This window comes from Pseudomonas sp. MH9.3, from assembly GCF_034354675.1.
Lineage (GTDB): Bacteria > Pseudomonadota > Gammaproteobacteria > Pseudomonadales > Pseudomonadaceae > Aquipseudomonas.
This window is the reverse complement of record NZ_CP133785.1, coordinates 2,676,662-2,689,913: the sequence shown is the minus strand read 5'-3', so window position 1 is coordinate 2,689,913 and position 13,252 is coordinate 2,676,662. Positions and strand designations below refer to the sequence as shown.

The 13,252-nt window shown below is 61.9% G+C and carries 13 protein-coding genes and 2 pseudogenes; 6 read left to right on the top strand and 9 right to left on the bottom strand.

Features of this window, described 5'->3' with window-relative positions; all coding sequences use genetic code 11:
- Window positions 1–218: 218 nt before the first annotated feature.
- The 3 genes from RHM60_RS11760 to RHM60_RS11750 form a co-directional block, all read right to left on the bottom strand.
- Window positions 219–563, bottom strand: coding sequence for a cupin domain-containing protein (locus tag RHM60_RS11760; protein ID WP_003230905.1), 345 nt, complete (start codon window positions 561–563; stop codon window positions 219–221).
- 130 nt (window positions 564–693) lie between these two features.
- A complete protein-coding gene (locus RHM60_RS11755) occupies window positions 694–2,094 on the bottom strand; it encodes an amino acid permease (protein WP_322214491.1) in 1,401 nt (466 codons plus the stop codon).
- A gap of 88 nt (window positions 2,095–2,182) precedes the next feature.
- Window positions 2,183–3,091 carry a LysR substrate-binding domain-containing protein gene (locus RHM60_RS11750; RefSeq protein WP_209984779.1) on the bottom strand — a complete coding sequence of 303 codons (909 nt, stop codon included), beginning with the start codon at window positions 3,089–3,091 and terminating at the stop codon, window positions 2,183–2,185.
- Window positions 3,092–3,278: 187 nt separating this feature from the next.
- Between RHM60_RS11750 and RHM60_RS11745 the strand changes: the two genes are divergently transcribed.
- The 4 genes from RHM60_RS11745 to RHM60_RS11730 all read left to right on the top strand — a co-directional run bounded on the left by RHM60_RS11745 (window position 3,279) and on the right by RHM60_RS11730 (window position 7,277).
- On the top strand, window positions 3,279–4,043 hold the full coding sequence (locus RHM60_RS11745; RefSeq protein WP_322214490.1) for a sulfite exporter TauE/SafE family protein: 765 nt from the start codon (window positions 3,279–3,281) through the stop codon (window positions 4,041–4,043).
- A 124-nt stretch (window positions 4,044–4,167) separates the two neighbouring features.
- Complete coding sequence (locus RHM60_RS11740; RefSeq protein ID WP_322214489.1) at window positions 4,168–4,758, top strand: NAD(P)H-dependent oxidoreductase; 591 nt, start codon at window positions 4,168–4,170, stop codon at window positions 4,756–4,758.
- A gap of 31 nt (window positions 4,759–4,789) precedes the next feature.
- Window positions 4,790–5,686 carry a LysR family transcriptional regulator gene (locus RHM60_RS11735; protein ID WP_231423420.1) on the top strand — a complete coding sequence of 299 codons (897 nt, stop codon included), beginning with the start codon at window positions 4,790–4,792 and terminating at the stop codon, window positions 5,684–5,686.
- 145 nt (window positions 5,687–5,831) lie between these two features.
- Window positions 5,832–7,277: a SulP family inorganic anion transporter gene (locus RHM60_RS11730; protein ID WP_209984767.1), complete on the top strand. Its 1,446-nt coding sequence runs from the start codon at window positions 5,832–5,834 to the stop codon at window positions 7,275–7,277.
- Window positions 7,278–7,298: 21 nt separating this feature from the next.
- On the opposite strand, the gene RHM60_RS11725 is transcribed toward RHM60_RS11730, so the two are convergent.
- Complete coding sequence (locus tag RHM60_RS11725; RefSeq protein WP_231423422.1) at window positions 7,299–7,679, bottom strand: lysozyme inhibitor LprI family protein; 381 nt, start codon at window positions 7,677–7,679, stop codon at window positions 7,299–7,301.
- A 159-nt stretch (window positions 7,680–7,838) separates the two neighbouring features.
- On the opposite strand from RHM60_RS11725, the gene RHM60_RS11720 reads away from it, so the two are divergent.
- Window positions 7,839–8,207, top strand: a complete 369-nt coding sequence (locus RHM60_RS11720; RefSeq protein WP_209984761.1) for a glyoxalase superfamily protein — start codon at window positions 7,839–7,841, stop codon at window positions 8,205–8,207.
- A 92-nt stretch (window positions 8,208–8,299) separates the two neighbouring features.
- Here the strand turns inward: RHM60_RS11720 and RHM60_RS25700 are convergent.
- Window positions 8,300–8,893, bottom strand: a pseudogene (locus RHM60_RS25700) (methyl-accepting chemotaxis protein); the annotation flags it as partial.
- 309 nt (window positions 8,894–9,202) lie between these two features.
- Window positions 9,203–10,219, bottom strand: a pseudogene (locus RHM60_RS25695) (methyl-accepting chemotaxis protein); the annotation flags it as partial.
- A 252-nt stretch (window positions 10,220–10,471) separates the two neighbouring features.
- On the opposite strand from RHM60_RS25695, the gene RHM60_RS11710 reads away from it, so the two are divergent.
- Complete coding sequence (locus RHM60_RS11710; protein WP_231423424.1) at window positions 10,472–11,089, top strand: FKBP-type peptidyl-prolyl cis-trans isomerase; 618 nt, start codon at window positions 10,472–10,474, stop codon at window positions 11,087–11,089.
- 125 nt (window positions 11,090–11,214) lie between these two features.
- Here RHM60_RS11710 and RHM60_RS11705 read toward each other — a convergent pair whose 3' ends face one another.
- The 3 genes from RHM60_RS11705 to RHM60_RS11695 form a co-directional block, all read right to left on the bottom strand.
- Complete coding sequence (locus RHM60_RS11705; protein WP_209984752.1) at window positions 11,215–11,472, bottom strand: hypothetical protein; 258 nt, start codon at window positions 11,470–11,472, stop codon at window positions 11,215–11,217.
- A gap of 160 nt (window positions 11,473–11,632) precedes the next feature.
- Window positions 11,633–11,974, bottom strand: a complete 342-nt coding sequence (locus RHM60_RS11700; RefSeq protein ID WP_209984749.1) for a zinc ribbon domain-containing protein YjdM — start codon at window positions 11,972–11,974, stop codon at window positions 11,633–11,635.
- Between the two features lie 137 nt (window positions 11,975–12,111).
- Window positions 12,112–13,080, bottom strand: coding sequence for a polyprenyl synthetase family protein (locus RHM60_RS11695; protein WP_015372944.1), 969 nt, complete (start codon window positions 13,078–13,080; stop codon window positions 12,112–12,114).
- Window positions 13,081–13,252: the final 172 nt, after the last annotated feature.

Here is a 13,252-nt window from a genome sequence, read left to right as displayed (position 1 = left end):
GATTTCAGGGCTGCTACGCGGCCCAACGCGGGGCAAGCCCTAATGCCGTTCAGTTAAGCGCAGATTCCCTGTGGCGAGCAGGCTTGTCCTGCGTTGGGCTGCGCAGCAGCCCCAAAGCCAGACGCTGAGCCGTATCAGGTACACCGCGTTTTGCTTGATTGGGGGCGCTGCGCACCCCAACGCGGGGCAAGCCCGCTCGCCACAACGCACTACGCGTATCAGGCAAACACAAAATACTTGCGCACCGTCTCCACCACTTCCCACGTGCCCTTCATCCCGGGCTCCACCACAAAGATATCCCCGGCGCGCAAGTGAATCGGCTCCATGCCCTCAGGGGTGATCACGCAGTAGCCTTCCTGGAAGTGGCAGTATTCCCACTTCACGTACTCCACGTACCACTTGCCCGGCGTGCAGATCCAGGTGCCCATGATCTTGCTGCCGTCTTCGCTGGTGTAGGCGTTGAGGTTGACCGTGTGGGGATCGCCTTCGAGCTTCTCCCATTTGCACGCGTCCAGGACCGGCAGGGGATGGGTGTCGCGCAGTACGGTGATGGGCTTGGACATGATGACTCCGAGGCAGGGAAGGGAAGGATGCACCCTAAGGCCTCGGGCGTTGCGTCAGTGGTCTGAACTCGACATCAGGATGTCTGTAAGCGCATGAGGTGTGGGAAGGGATGTCCCTTCCCACATCCAATCAGTGTGCTGGCGCAGCGTTTGCGTTTCTTATCCGCACCCGGTAGGCCAGGTAGATGATCCCCACCCACACCGGCATCGCGTACACCGACTCGCGAATTCCCGGAATCGCCAGCATCACGCTGATGATCATCACCATGAACGCCAGGCACAGGTAGTTGCTGAACGGGAACCAGAAGGTCTTGAACGACGGCGTCACGCCTTGCTCGCCCATGGCCTTGCGGAACTTGATGTGGGTGATGCTGATCAGCGCCCAGTTGATCATCAGCGAGGCAACGGCCAGTGCAAACAGCAGCTCCAGCGCACTTTTGGGGGCCACGTAGTTGACCACCACGCAGAGCAGCGTCACCAGCGCCGAAACCGCCAGCGCCCGCAGTGGCACGCCCTGCTTGTTGAGCTTCATCAGCGCCTTGGGCGCATCGCCCTGCTCGGCCAGGCCGAACAGCATGCGGCTGTTGCAGTACACGCCGCTGTTGTACACCGACAGCGCCGCGGTCAGCACCACGAAATTGAGGATGTGCGCGGCGGCGTCGTTGCCGATCAGCGAGAAGATCTGCACAAACGGGCTGCCGCTGTAGGCATCGCCCGAGGCGCCGAGGGTTTGCAGCAATTGGTCCCATGGGTACAGCGACAGCAGTACGGTCAGCGCGCCGACGTAGAAAATCAGGATGCGGTAGACCACCTGGTTGATCGCTTTGGGGATCACCTTGCGTGGCTCGCTGGCTTCGGCGGCGGTGATGCCTACCAGCTCCAGGCCACCGAACGAGAACAGGATGAACGCCATGGCCATCAACAGCCCCATGCCGCCATTGGGGAAGAACCCGCCGTGACTCCACAGGTTGCTGACCGACGCCTGCGGGCCACCGCCGCCGCTGAACAGCAGGTAGCCGCCGAGCATGATCATACCTACGATCGCCACCACCTTGATGATCGCGAACCAGAACTCGGCCTCACCGAAGATCTTCACGTTCAGGGTGTTGATCAGGTTCACGGCGGCGAAGAAAACCAGCGCGCTGACCCAGGTCGGAATCTCGGGCCACCAGAACTGGATGTACTTGCCCACCGCCGTCAGTTCGGCCATGCCCACCAGCACGTAGAGCACCCAGTAGTTCCAGCCCGACAGAAAACCCGCGTAACCGCCCCAGTATTTATGGGCAAAGTGGCTGAACGAGCCGGCCACCGGCTCCTCGACGATCATCTCGCCAAGCTGGCGCATCATCAGGAACGCGATGAAACCGGCAATCGCGTAACCCAGGATCATCGACGGCCCCGCCGACTTGAGCACCCCGGCGGAACCGAGGAACAGGCCCGTACCAATCGCACCGCCCAGGGCGATCAACTGAATATGCCGGTTCTTCAGGCCACGCTTGAGGCCTACCGGGTTTACTGTGTCATCCGCCATTAAACATTACCTTCTACTTGTTGTTCCGCAGGATCGGTTGCACGCAGAACCCATCCCCGGACGCTGAGGGGGCAGATATTACAGAACCTTAAGTTGAATGAAGATCAAAATGTGGGAGCGGCTTGCTCAAGGCTTCCCACAGCGCCTTGGCATACCCCGGCAACTGCTCGAACGAGCGCGCGCACAGCAGCAACCGACGACGGGCCCACTCTTCCGCCAGCGCTTGAGCCTTGAAGGCACTCGGCACCGGCCCGCGCGCCAGCGCCGCCTGCGGCACGATCCCGATGCCTGCTCCACCGGCCACCATGCGCATCAACCCCTCGAAGCCATCGGCGCGGATGCGGGTTTGCAGGCGAAACCCTGCGTGCAGGGCCTGTTCCTCCAGGTACACCGCCAGCGCACTATGGGCGGCCAGGCCGACGTAGTCGTGTTGCAGGCTGTCGATAAAGCTGACCGGGGCGGCTGCCAAGGGATGATCCAGCGGCATGATCAGCACCAGTGGGTCATCGCGAAAGGGCAGGGTCTGCAAGCCATGGGTGTCGACCGCGTCGGAGATGATGCCCAGGTCCGCCGTGCCCTGGCGCAGGGCCTGGGTGATGCGCAGGCTCGGCAGCTCCTGCAGGTCGATATCGAGGTTGGGGTGTTCGCGTAGAAACGCCGCCAGCAGTTCCGGCAGGTATTCGCTGAGGGCGGTGGTGTTGCACAACAGGCGCACCTGGCCTTTGACGCCGTTGGCGTATGCCGCCAGGTCCTGTTGCAGGTGGTCGGCCTGTTGCAGCAGCAGCCGTGCATGGCGGGCCAGGGCTTTGCCGGCGGGCGTTGGCGCGACGCCACGGCGGCCGCGCTCAAGAAAGGCAATGCCCAGCGAAGCTTCCATGGCGCGGATACGGGCGCTGGCGGCGGCCAGGGACAGATGGCTACGGGCGGCGCCGGCGGTGATGTTGCCGGTGTCGAGGGTATGCAGGTAGAGGCGCAGGTCGATCAGGTCAAAGTGCATGGCTGGGTTTCCGGTGACTGGGCTGACGCTATCGGGAGCAAGCCCCTTCCCACACTTGAAGGTATTCACACGTCATCATGTGGGCGGGGGCTTGCTCCCGATGAGGCCCTAAGCCTCACGCAAAACAAGAGGCAGCCTCAGTATATGCCGCATTTTCGATCCAGCCGGAAGCCCGCACAATCGCCCCATGACAACCTTCCTCGCCTTCTACCAAAGCCTCGGTCCCACCCTGACAATGCTGGTCATCGGCACTTTCCTGCTGGCCGGCACGGTCAAGGGCGTTATCGGTCTCGGCCTGCCCACCGTCGCCATGGGCCTGCTCGGTCTGGCTATGTTGCCGGCGCAGGCTGCCGCGCTGCTGATCATTCCCTCCATGGTGACCAACCTCTGGCAACTGGCGTTCGGCGGCCACTTGAGTGCGCTGCTCAAGCGTCTATGGCCGATGCTCTTGCTGATTTTCCTCGGCACCGGGCTGGGCACTCTGTGGCTGGGTATGGGCGCCGAGCAATGGGTGGTGCGCGCACTGGGCGCGGCGTTGTTGATTTACGCGCTCAGCGGCCTGTGCCTGCCCACGTTCAAAATGTCGCCGCGCACCGAGCGCTGGCTGGCGCCGTTATGCGGTTTGATCACCGGCCTCATCACCTCGGCCACCGGCGTCTTCGTGATTCCGGCGGTGCCTTGTCTGCAGGCGCTCGGCCTGAGTCGCGACCAGTTGGTGCAGGCGCTGGGGTTGTCGTTCAGCGTGTCGACCCTGGCGCTGGCCGCAGGCCTGGCCTGGCACGGCACTCTTGGCACTGGCGAAATCAGCGCCTCGTTGCTGGCACTGGTGCCCGCGCTGCTGGGGATGTGGCTGGGGCAGGCGCTGCGCCAACGCATCAGTGTGGTGCTGTTCAAGCGGGCGTTCTTCATCGGCATGGCACTGCTGGGCGCCCACCTGCTGATCAGCGGATGAATTCAAGAATAACGTTCCATTCGTGCGTTCTGGTCAACTGTATTTTGCCGCGCCGCCGCTTATTCCGAGTGGGCGATATCGATAGCCTGACGGCCTGTATTGATAACCCTCAGGATCCCCTCCCATGAAAAAAGTACTCCTGCTCAACGGTGGCAAAAAATTCGCCCATTCCGATGGCCGCTACAACGCCACCCTGCATGACGCCGCCGTGGCCGTGCTCGACCGTGGCGGCCTTGACGTCAAGGTCACCCACATCGACGACGGCTATGACGTTGCCGAAGAAGTCGCCAAGTTCCTCTGGGCCGATGTGATCATCTATCAGATGCCCGGTTGGTGGATGGGCGCGCCATGGATCGTCAAGAAATACATCGACGAAGTCTTTACCGAAGGCCACGGCAGCCTCTACGCCAGCGATGGTCGTACCCGCTCCGATGCCTCGCAAAAGTATGGCAGCGGCGGCCTGATCCAGGGCAAACGCTACATGCTGTCGCTGACCTGGAACGCGCCGCAGCAGGCCTTTGACGATCCGGCCGACTTCTTCGAAGCCAAGGGCGTGGATGAGGTGTACTTTCCGTTCCACAAGGCCAATGCGTTTCTCGGCATGAGCGCCTTGCCGACGTTCCTCTGCGTGGATGTGATGAAACGCCCGGCCATCAAGGCCGACGTGGCGCGCTACGAACAGCATCTGGCGCAGGTGTTGGGCCTGTCGGTGTAAGCTTGCGTCGACCGATCACGAGGACAGCCCCTTGAAAGCCCGATCCGATGAGCTACAGATATTCGTCAGCGTGATCGAGTGCGGCTCGATTTCCGCGGCGGCCGAGCAGGCCGGGCAGACGCCCTCGGCGGTCAGCCGCACGCTCTCGCGGCTGGAGGCCAAGCTCGACACCACGCTGATCAACCGCACCACGCGGCGCATGGACCTGACGGAAGAGGGCCGGTACTTCTTCGAACAGGCCAAGCGGATCCTGGCGCAGATGGATGAGCTGGAGGAGCACCTGTCGTCGCGCCAGAAAACCCCGGCCGGGCGGCTGCGGGTCAATGCAGCGGTGCCGTTCATGCTGCATGGGATCGTGCCGTACATTGCCGAGTTTCGAGCCTTGTACCCGCAGATCCAGCTGGAGCTCAACAGCGATGACCTGATCATCGACCTGCTGCAACACAGCACCGACATTGCCATACGCATCGGTGCCCTGGCCGACTCGACCCTGCACGCGCGCGCCCTTGGCTGCACGCCGCTGCAGGTGCTGGCCAGCCCGGAATACCTCACGCGACACGGCACGCCGGCCAGTGTCGCCGACCTGGCGCGGCACACCTTGCTGGGCTTCAGCCAGACCGAGACCCTCAACCACTGGCCCCTGCGCCATGTGGAGGGCGACCGATGGCTGATCCAGCCGGCCATTGTCGCGTCCAGCGGTGAAACCGTGCGGCATCTGGCGTTGCAGGGGCAGGGCATTGGCTGCCTGTCGAACTTCATGACTGGCGAAGACATCAGCGCCGGGCGCCTGGTGCCGGTGCTGGAGGCGTTCAACAGTGGGTATCGCCAGCCGATCCACGCGGTGTTCTACCGCAACTCGCAATTGGCGCTGCGCATTCAGTGCTTCCTGGATTTTATCCAGGCCAAGCTGGCGCGCTATGCCTGCTGACCGGCGGTGAACACCGCCAACTGTGCGAGCGGGCTTGCCCGCGAAAGGCGCGCCTCGGTCCACCTGTCGTCACACTTCACTGGCCCCTCCGAGCACATTTCCGTACCATCCGCCGCCTGATCCCCCGCAACTCCCTGGTACCTCCATGACCTTCACCCGTTTGCGCGCCGACGCCCTGGCCGGCCTCACTACGTCTTTCGCATTGCTGCCCGAGTGCATCGCCTTTGCGCTGGTGGCCCATCTCAACCCGCTGATGGGCCTGTATGGCGCCTTCATCATCTGCACCCTCACCGCGTTGTTCGGCGGTCGGCCCGGCATGGTGTCCGGTGCGGCAGGCTCGATGGCGGTGGTGATCGTCGCACTGGTGGTGCAACACGGCGTGCAGTACCTGCTGGCCACGGTGCTGCTCGGCGGGTTGATCATGGTCGCCTTTGGCGTGTTGCGCCTGGGCAAGCTGGTGCGCATGGTGCCGCATTCGGTGATGCTGGGGTTCGTCAATGGCCTGGCGATCATCATTGCGCTGGCGCAACTGGAGCATTTCAAGCGGGGTGAACACTGGCTCAGCGGCACGCCGCTGTACGTGATGATCGGCCTGGTGGCGGCGACGATGGCGATTGTCTACCTGCTGCCACGCTTGACGCGCGCGGTACCGCCGGCGCTGGTGGCGATCCTCGGCGTGGGCCTGGCGGTGTACCTGCTCGGCCTGCCCACCCGTACCCTGGGCGACATGGCCCACATCGCCGGCGGCCTGCCGACCTTTGCGCTGCCGCAGATCCCCTGGACCCTGGAAACCCTCACCATCATCGCGCCCTATGCGTTCCTGATGGCGATGGTTGGCCTGCTGGAAACCCTGCTCACCCTGAACCTCACCGACGAAATCACCGAGACCCGTGGCTACCCGGACCGCGAAAGCGTGGCCTTGGGGGCTGCGAACATGGTCTCGGGCCTGTTCGGCGGCATGGGCGGCTGCGCGATGATCGGGCAAACCGTGATCAACCTCAGTTCCGGCGGGCGCGGGCGGTTCTCCGGGGTGTTTGCCGGGGTGATGATTCTGTTGTTCATTCTGTTTCTGTCACCCTTGATCGAGCGCATCCCGCTGGCGGCGCTGGTGGGGGTGATGTTCGTGGTGTCCCAGCAGACCTTCGCCTGGGCATCCTTGCGGGTGATCAACAAGGTGCCGGTCAATGATGTGCTGGTGATCATTGCGGTGACGGTGATCACGGTGTTCACCGACCTCGCCACGGCCGTGCTGTGCGGCATCGTGATCGCGGCGCTGAATTTCGCCTGGCAGCAGGCCCGTGAGTTGTATGCCGATGAGCACCTGGAGGCGGATGGCAGCAAGCTGTATCGGCTGCACGGCACCTTGTTCTTTGCCTCAACCACACCCTTTCTGAACCGTTTCGACCCGGCCAACGACCCGGCTCAGGTGACGCTCGATTGCCGTCACCTGAGCTTTGTCGACTATTCAGCGATAGCCGCGCTGATGACCCTGCGCGAGCGCTACACCAAGGCCGGCAAGCATGTGCGGGTGCTGCACCTGTCGGAACGCTGCAAGAAGCTGCTCAAGCGAGCGAAGGTGCATCACGATTGAGCGTGTTTATGGCCCAACCCGTTATGGCCCAACCAGGTCTTCGAGTTCCTGGGCGCGGGTCTGGGTCATGTCCAGCACGCAGCCGGAGCCGTTGACCTGATCGATGGTGCCGCCGGTGGCGCTGCCGACGAAGGCGCAATTGGCGTCGCGGTACTGTATCCACAGGCGCTGCACGTCCTGCAGTTGCTTCTTGCGTTCACCTTCCTGAGCGCCCATTGCGGTCTTGTAGGCCCTGTTCAGGCGCGCATCCTGCACCTTGGTTTCCTTGACATTGCACGTGACCATCGCGAGTGTCGTTTCGGCGCTGTCCATGCATTTTTTCAACGCAGGATTGTCGGCGGCTGAAGCGGTGCCGCAAAGCGCCACAAGCAGGGCGCTGACGGCAAAGGATGTACGAATCATGATCGGGTTCCTGGGCTTGAGTGGAGTCGCAGTCTATGACTCGCAGACAGCGCTTGAGTTTCGGGCACGTCCGAGCGAGCTGTAAGCCCACCTCCTGGCGAATTTTCTTGGTGGGTTTTCGCCTCTATAGTGGGCGCTCTTTTACACGGAGCAGTCGCCATGCACTTAGGAAAAGTCATCCCCATCCTGCGCAGTTTCGACGAGGCCAAGGCGTTGGAATTCTATGTCGACTTCCTGGGGTTCAAGGTCGATTGGCAGCATCGGTTCGAAGCGAATTATCCGCTGTACCTGCAGGTATCGCTGGGGGAGTGTGTGCTGCATTTGTCCGAGCACCATGGTGATGCGTCGCCGGGGGCGGCGGTGCGGATTCAGGCGCAAGGGGTGGACGCTTACCAGCAGCAGTTGCAGGCCAAAGACTACCGTTTTGCCAAGCCCGGAATTGAGCAAACGCCCTGGGGCTCGCGGGAGATGAGCATCAAGGACCCGTTTGGGAATCGGCTGGTGTTTGTCGAGGAAGGCGAGGGCTGAGTGGTCAATAGCAGGCAATAAAAAACCGCCTTGGTCGGGCGGTTTTTTGTAGAGAGCCGCCTCGGTTAACCCTGAGGCGGCTTTTTGCATTGTTAAACGCGGAAGTGACTGACCATCTGCTGCAACTGGCTGCCCAATCGCGCCAGTTCCACGCTCGACTTGGCTGTCTCGTTGCTTGCCGTGGCGGTCTGTTCCGACACGTCGCGCACATTCACGATACTGCGGCTGATCTCTTCGGCCACCGCACTTTGCTGTTCGGCCGCCGCGGCAATCTGCTGGTTCATCGACTGAATGTTCGACACCGTGCGGGTGATGTTTTCCAGCGACACACCGGCCTTGCGCGTCAGCTCGACGCTGCTGTCGGTGAGGCTGCGGCTGTTGTTCATCACGTTGGCCACTTGCTGGGTACCGTTCTGTAAACCGGCAACCAGGCCTTCGATTTCCTCGGTGGATTTTTGCGTGCGTTGGGCCAGGCCACGCACTTCGTCGGCCACTACCGCAAACCCACGACCGGCTTCACCGGCACGCGCCGCTTCAATCGCCGCGTTGAGTGCCAGCAGGTTGGTCTGTTCGGCCACGGCCTTGATCACGTCCATCACGCTGCCGATCTTGTTGCTCTCTTGTTGCAGGTGCGACATGGCGTCGGTGGAGCGTGCCACTTCGGCGGCGAGGCGTTCGATCTGGGCGATGGCTTCGGCCACCACCTTGTCGCCGGCGCGGGCCTGGCCATCGGCATCGGCGGCGGCCAGTGACGCCTGCTCGGCGTTACGCGCCACTTCCTGCACAGTGGCAGTCATTTCATGCATGGCGGTGGCGACCTGATCGGTCTCGATCTTCTGGCTGTTGACCCCGGCGCTGGTCTGTTCGGTCACGGCCGACAGTTCTTCGGCAGCGCTGGCGATCTGGGTCACACCGTCGCGAATGCCGCTGATCAGCTCACGCAGGGTGGTGCCCATGCGCTGGATGCCCTGTTGCAGCACCCCCAGTTCATCCCGGCGGGTGACCTGGATGTTGTGGCTCAAGTCGCCGGAGGCAATGCGCTCGACCACGGCAAGGGTTTCCTGCAGCGGGCGGGTGATCTGGCGAGTGATGACCAGCGCCGCAATGATGCCAACCAGCAGGGCCAGCAGCGTGCTGATCAACTGCAGGCTCCGGGCCTGGGCGCTTTCGGCGTCACGACGTTGCAGTTGAATCTCGTAGAGTTTCTCGCTGATCGTGACGATATCGGCGCCCTGGGTGGTCATCTCGGCGCGGGCGCTGACGATGTTGGCATTCGCTGCCTTGTAGCTTTGCACGGCGCTGCGATAGGCACCCAGCGCGGTTTCCAGGGAACTCAGCGCGGTTTGCTGGCTGCTGCCAAAGGCGGCGCTGAGGTTCTTCAGGCTGCTGATGGCCTTTTCGATCTGCGCGGCAGCACGGGCCTCGGTCTCTGCGTTGACGTTGTTGGTGTAACCACGCACTTCGTAACGCGCCTGCTGGAGTTCGGTCTTGGCGTTGACCACGGCCTGGTATTGGGTGAAGCGCTCGGGGCTGTCGGGCATCTGCTGCACGCCGGCTTCAAGGGCGTTGATCTGCGCGTTGGCGATGTCGGCCTTGTCCCCCATCATTTCGCGTGCAGCGTTGCCGTTGCGGTAGGCCTCGCGCATCTTGTTCAGCGACTGCTGGTAGGCGGTGATCACGGTTTTCTGCGCATTGAGCAGCTTGAGGTTTTCCGGGCTCTTGAAGCTGTCGAGCAGCTTTTGCTGCTGGGCGGTGAAGGCTTCCAGGCTGGTCTGCACGTTTTGTGCGACGGCCTCGTCACCATTGGCCAGCATATATTGCAGGCGCACGATGCGCAGTTTGGTCAGGGAGGCATTGAGCTGGGTGATATCGCTCATCCAGTTGCTGCGGTCGATCAGGCCGCCCAGGCTGGTCCAGCCGGTGAATGCCAGGATCGACGTGAGGACAAGCACCAGGCCGAAGCCCAGGCCGAGTTTGAGGTTTACGCTGATGTTACCGAACCAGCTGTTCATCGATTGCTCCGCAAGAAAAAATGTCTGTCTGCTGGACGATGTTGTTTTTTGAGCCAGCCAAGGTGTAGCTCTCTATCGGCGACGAGAAAAAAATCTGTAGGGTTTTTATCTGCAATGCGAAGAAATAGCACTAAAAGGGTGCGACGATGCTCCGCCAGGGCGCATCCCCAGTTGCCCGTATTATGCTAGTCTGCGGGCCCTTTTAATTTGGACGGCGCGGCAAATCGCGTGGTCCTGCAGCGGAGCCTCTTCATGTCCGACGTTAATCTGTCCACCGACGAAACCCGTGTCAGCTACGGTATCGGCCGTCAGTTGGGCGACCAACTGCGCGACAACCCGCCACCGGGCGTCAGCCTGGACGCCATCCTGGCCGGCTTGACCGACGCGTTCGCAGGCAAGCCAAGCCGCGTCGACCAGGAGCAAATGGCCGCCAGCTTCAAGGTCATCCGCGAAATCATGCAAGCCGAAGCGGCTGCCAAGGCTGAAGCGGCCGCTGGCGCTGGTCTGGCATTCCTGGCTGAAAACGCCAAGCGTGACGGCATCACGACTCTGGCGTCCGGCCTGCAATTCGAAGTGCTGACCCAGGGTGAAGGCGCCAAACCGACCCGTGAAGACCAGGTGCGCACCCACTACCACGGCACTCTGATCGACGGCACTGTGTTCGACAGCTCCTACGAGCGCGGCCAGCCTGCGGAATTCCCGGTAGGCGGCGTGATCGCCGGTTGGACCGAAGCCCTGCAACTGATGAATGCCGGCAGCAAATGGCGCCTGTACGTGCCGAGCGAGCTGGCTTACGGCGCTCAAGGCGTCGGCAGCATTGCGCCGCACAGCGTACTGGTATTCGACGTCGAGCTGCTCGACGTTCTGTAAGACCTGCTTTGGCTTCAAGTGGGAGCTGGCCTGCCTGCGATGGCATCACCTCGGTGCTTCAGACCGAGTTGCCGCATCGCAGGCAAGCCCAGCTCCCACATAAAGCGCAGCATCCCGTGTCTGGCTCACGGATGAAACCTGCCATGCAGCTCCGTCGCCGGGCGCAATGCCCGCGCATAGCAGAACAGAAACAGGTTGCGCACCACTTCCTTCAACACACCCGGTTCACTCGAACTCAGGCCGTTTACGTCCAGGTCGCCCTGGTCCTGCAGCTCATTGAGCGCTTCTTCTTCCAGCACCGCGCAGACTTCGCCGGTTTCCCGATGGAGGATTCGCAGGTAGGGATGTGGACGGTCCAGCCAGGCATCGATCAAATAAGTCATGGTTCATTCTCCTTGATGGGTTTCAATGAGAATAATTCTTATTCGCTGAATAGCAAGGGCCTATTGGCAATTTGTGTGTTTTTCTGTGGGGGTATTGAGCTGAGTCAGCAAACAGGGCGAAACGCCATCCCGCAGTGGCTGCGGGATGGCGGCAGCAAGTTCAGACCTTGCGCACGAACTCGGACTTGAGTTTCATCGGGCCGATACCGTCGATCTTGCAATCGATATCGTGATCGCCGTCACACAGGCGGATGTTCTTGACCTTGGTGCCGACCTTGACCACCAGCGAGGTGCCCTTGACCTTGAGGTCCTTGATCACAGTGATGGTGTCGCCGTCCTGCAGGACATTGCCCACAGCATCTTTCTTCACGGTGTCATCGCTGGCCGCATCGGCTTCGCCCGTGGCGGACCACTCATGGGCACACTCAGGGCAGATCAGTTGGGTGCCGTCTTCGTAGGTGAATTCGGAATTGCATTTCGGGCAGGGTGGCAACGTGCTCACTAAAGCTCCTCAAGGGTCAGGGATGGCTAAAAGTCGCACATTATATAGGGTTTATTGGCGAGTGCGGGACAGTGAGTTGGCAATGGGATCTAAATGTGGGAGCGGGCTCCCACACACACCCACTACGCCAATCGTCTTTAGTGCGTACGGGCTACCGCAAACTCGCTCAGCTCGACCAGGGCATCCCGGTATTCGCTGGCTGGCAGAGCTTCCAGGCACTGGATGGCACGGGCCACGTAGTCGCGCGCCAGCTGTGCGGTGTACTCCAGGGAGCCCGAGGCTTCTACCGCAGCACGGATAGCTTCGAGGTCTTCGATCCCGCCTTTCTGAATCGCCTTGCGCACCAGTGCCGCCTGTTCCGGCGTACCTTCACGCATGGTGTAGATCAGCGGCAGCGTCGGCTTGCCCTCGGCCAGGTCGTCACCGACGTTCTTGCCCAGGGTTTCAGCGTCGCCGCGGTAGTCGAGCAGGTCGTCCACCAGTTGGAACGCCACGCCCAGATGGTCTCCAAAGGTACGCAGAGCCTCGGCCTGTTCGGCTGTTGCACCGCACAACGCCGCGGCGCTGTGGGTCGAGGCTTCGAAGAGCATCGCGGTCTTGCCGCGAATCACTTCCATATAGGTTTCTTCGGTGGTGCTGGCGTCGCGCACTTTGGACAACTGCAATACTTCGCCTTCAGCGATGATGCGCGTGGCCTGTGAAAGAATCTTCATCACCGGCATCGAGCCCAGCTCGACCATCATTTCGAACGAGCGCGAGTACAGGAAATCGCCCACCAGCACGCTCGGCGCGTTGCCCCACATCGCGTTCGCGGTCTCGCGCCCACGGCGCATGCCGGACATGTCGACCACGTCGTCATGCAGCAGGGTGGCGGTGTGCAGGAATTCAATAGTGGCGGCCAGCAGGCGCAGGTCATCGCCTTCGCGGCCCAGCGCCTTGCCGCACAGCAACACTAATAAAGGACGCAGGCGTTTGCCTCCGGCCGACGTAATATAGTCGCCAATTTTGGAGACCAGCGGCACTTTCGAGGTGAGCTGCTGCTTGATGATGCCGTCGACGGCGCTAAAATCGTCCGCCACCGCGCGGTAGAAAGCTTGGGGTTGCATCAGCGACAGTCGCTCCAGAAGGGTTGCGCGGCATGCTAGGACCCTGACCCCCGGGTGTCAAGGCGCGATAGACGGCCCCTTGCAAGCCTCCTATAGCTTGCGTACAATCGCGCACCCTGAACTTCCTGGGCAGCACCTGCCTTACGCAATTGCATTCGGGACGTCCATCCCA

Coding starts and splice junctions, on each gene's coding strand:
- RHM60_RS11740 (WP_322214489.1), top strand. CDS start 4,168: ATGAAAAAAGTACTCCTGCTCAACGGTGGCAAAAAATTCGCCCATTCC.
- RHM60_RS11695 (WP_015372944.1), bottom strand. CDS start 13,080: ATGCAACCCCAAGCTTTCTACCGCGCGGTGGCGGACGATTTTAGCGCC.
- RHM60_RS11760 (WP_003230905.1), bottom strand. CDS start 563: ATGTCCAAGCCCATCACCGTACTGCGCGACACCCATCCCCTGCCGGTC.
- RHM60_RS11755 (WP_322214491.1), bottom strand. CDS start 2,094: ATGGCGGATGACACAGTAAACCCGGTAGGCCTCAAGCGTGGCCTGAAG.
- RHM60_RS11750 (WP_209984779.1), bottom strand. CDS start 3,091: ATGCACTTTGACCTGATCGACCTGCGCCTCTACCTGCATACCCTCGAC.
- RHM60_RS11730 (WP_209984767.1), top strand. CDS start 5,832: ATGACCTTCACCCGTTTGCGCGCCGACGCCCTGGCCGGCCTCACTACG.
- RHM60_RS11710 (WP_231423424.1), top strand. CDS start 10,472: ATGTCCGACGTTAATCTGTCCACCGACGAAACCCGTGTCAGCTACGGT.
- RHM60_RS11720 (WP_209984761.1), top strand. CDS start 7,839: ATGCACTTAGGAAAAGTCATCCCCATCCTGCGCAGTTTCGACGAGGCC.
- RHM60_RS11745 (WP_322214490.1), top strand. CDS start 3,279: ATGACAACCTTCCTCGCCTTCTACCAAAGCCTCGGTCCCACCCTGACA.
- RHM60_RS11725 (WP_231423422.1), bottom strand. CDS start 7,679: ATGATTCGTACATCCTTTGCCGTCAGCGCCCTGCTTGTGGCGCTTTGC.
- RHM60_RS11705 (WP_209984752.1), bottom strand. CDS start 11,472: ATGACTTATTTGATCGATGCCTGGCTGGACCGTCCACATCCCTACCTG.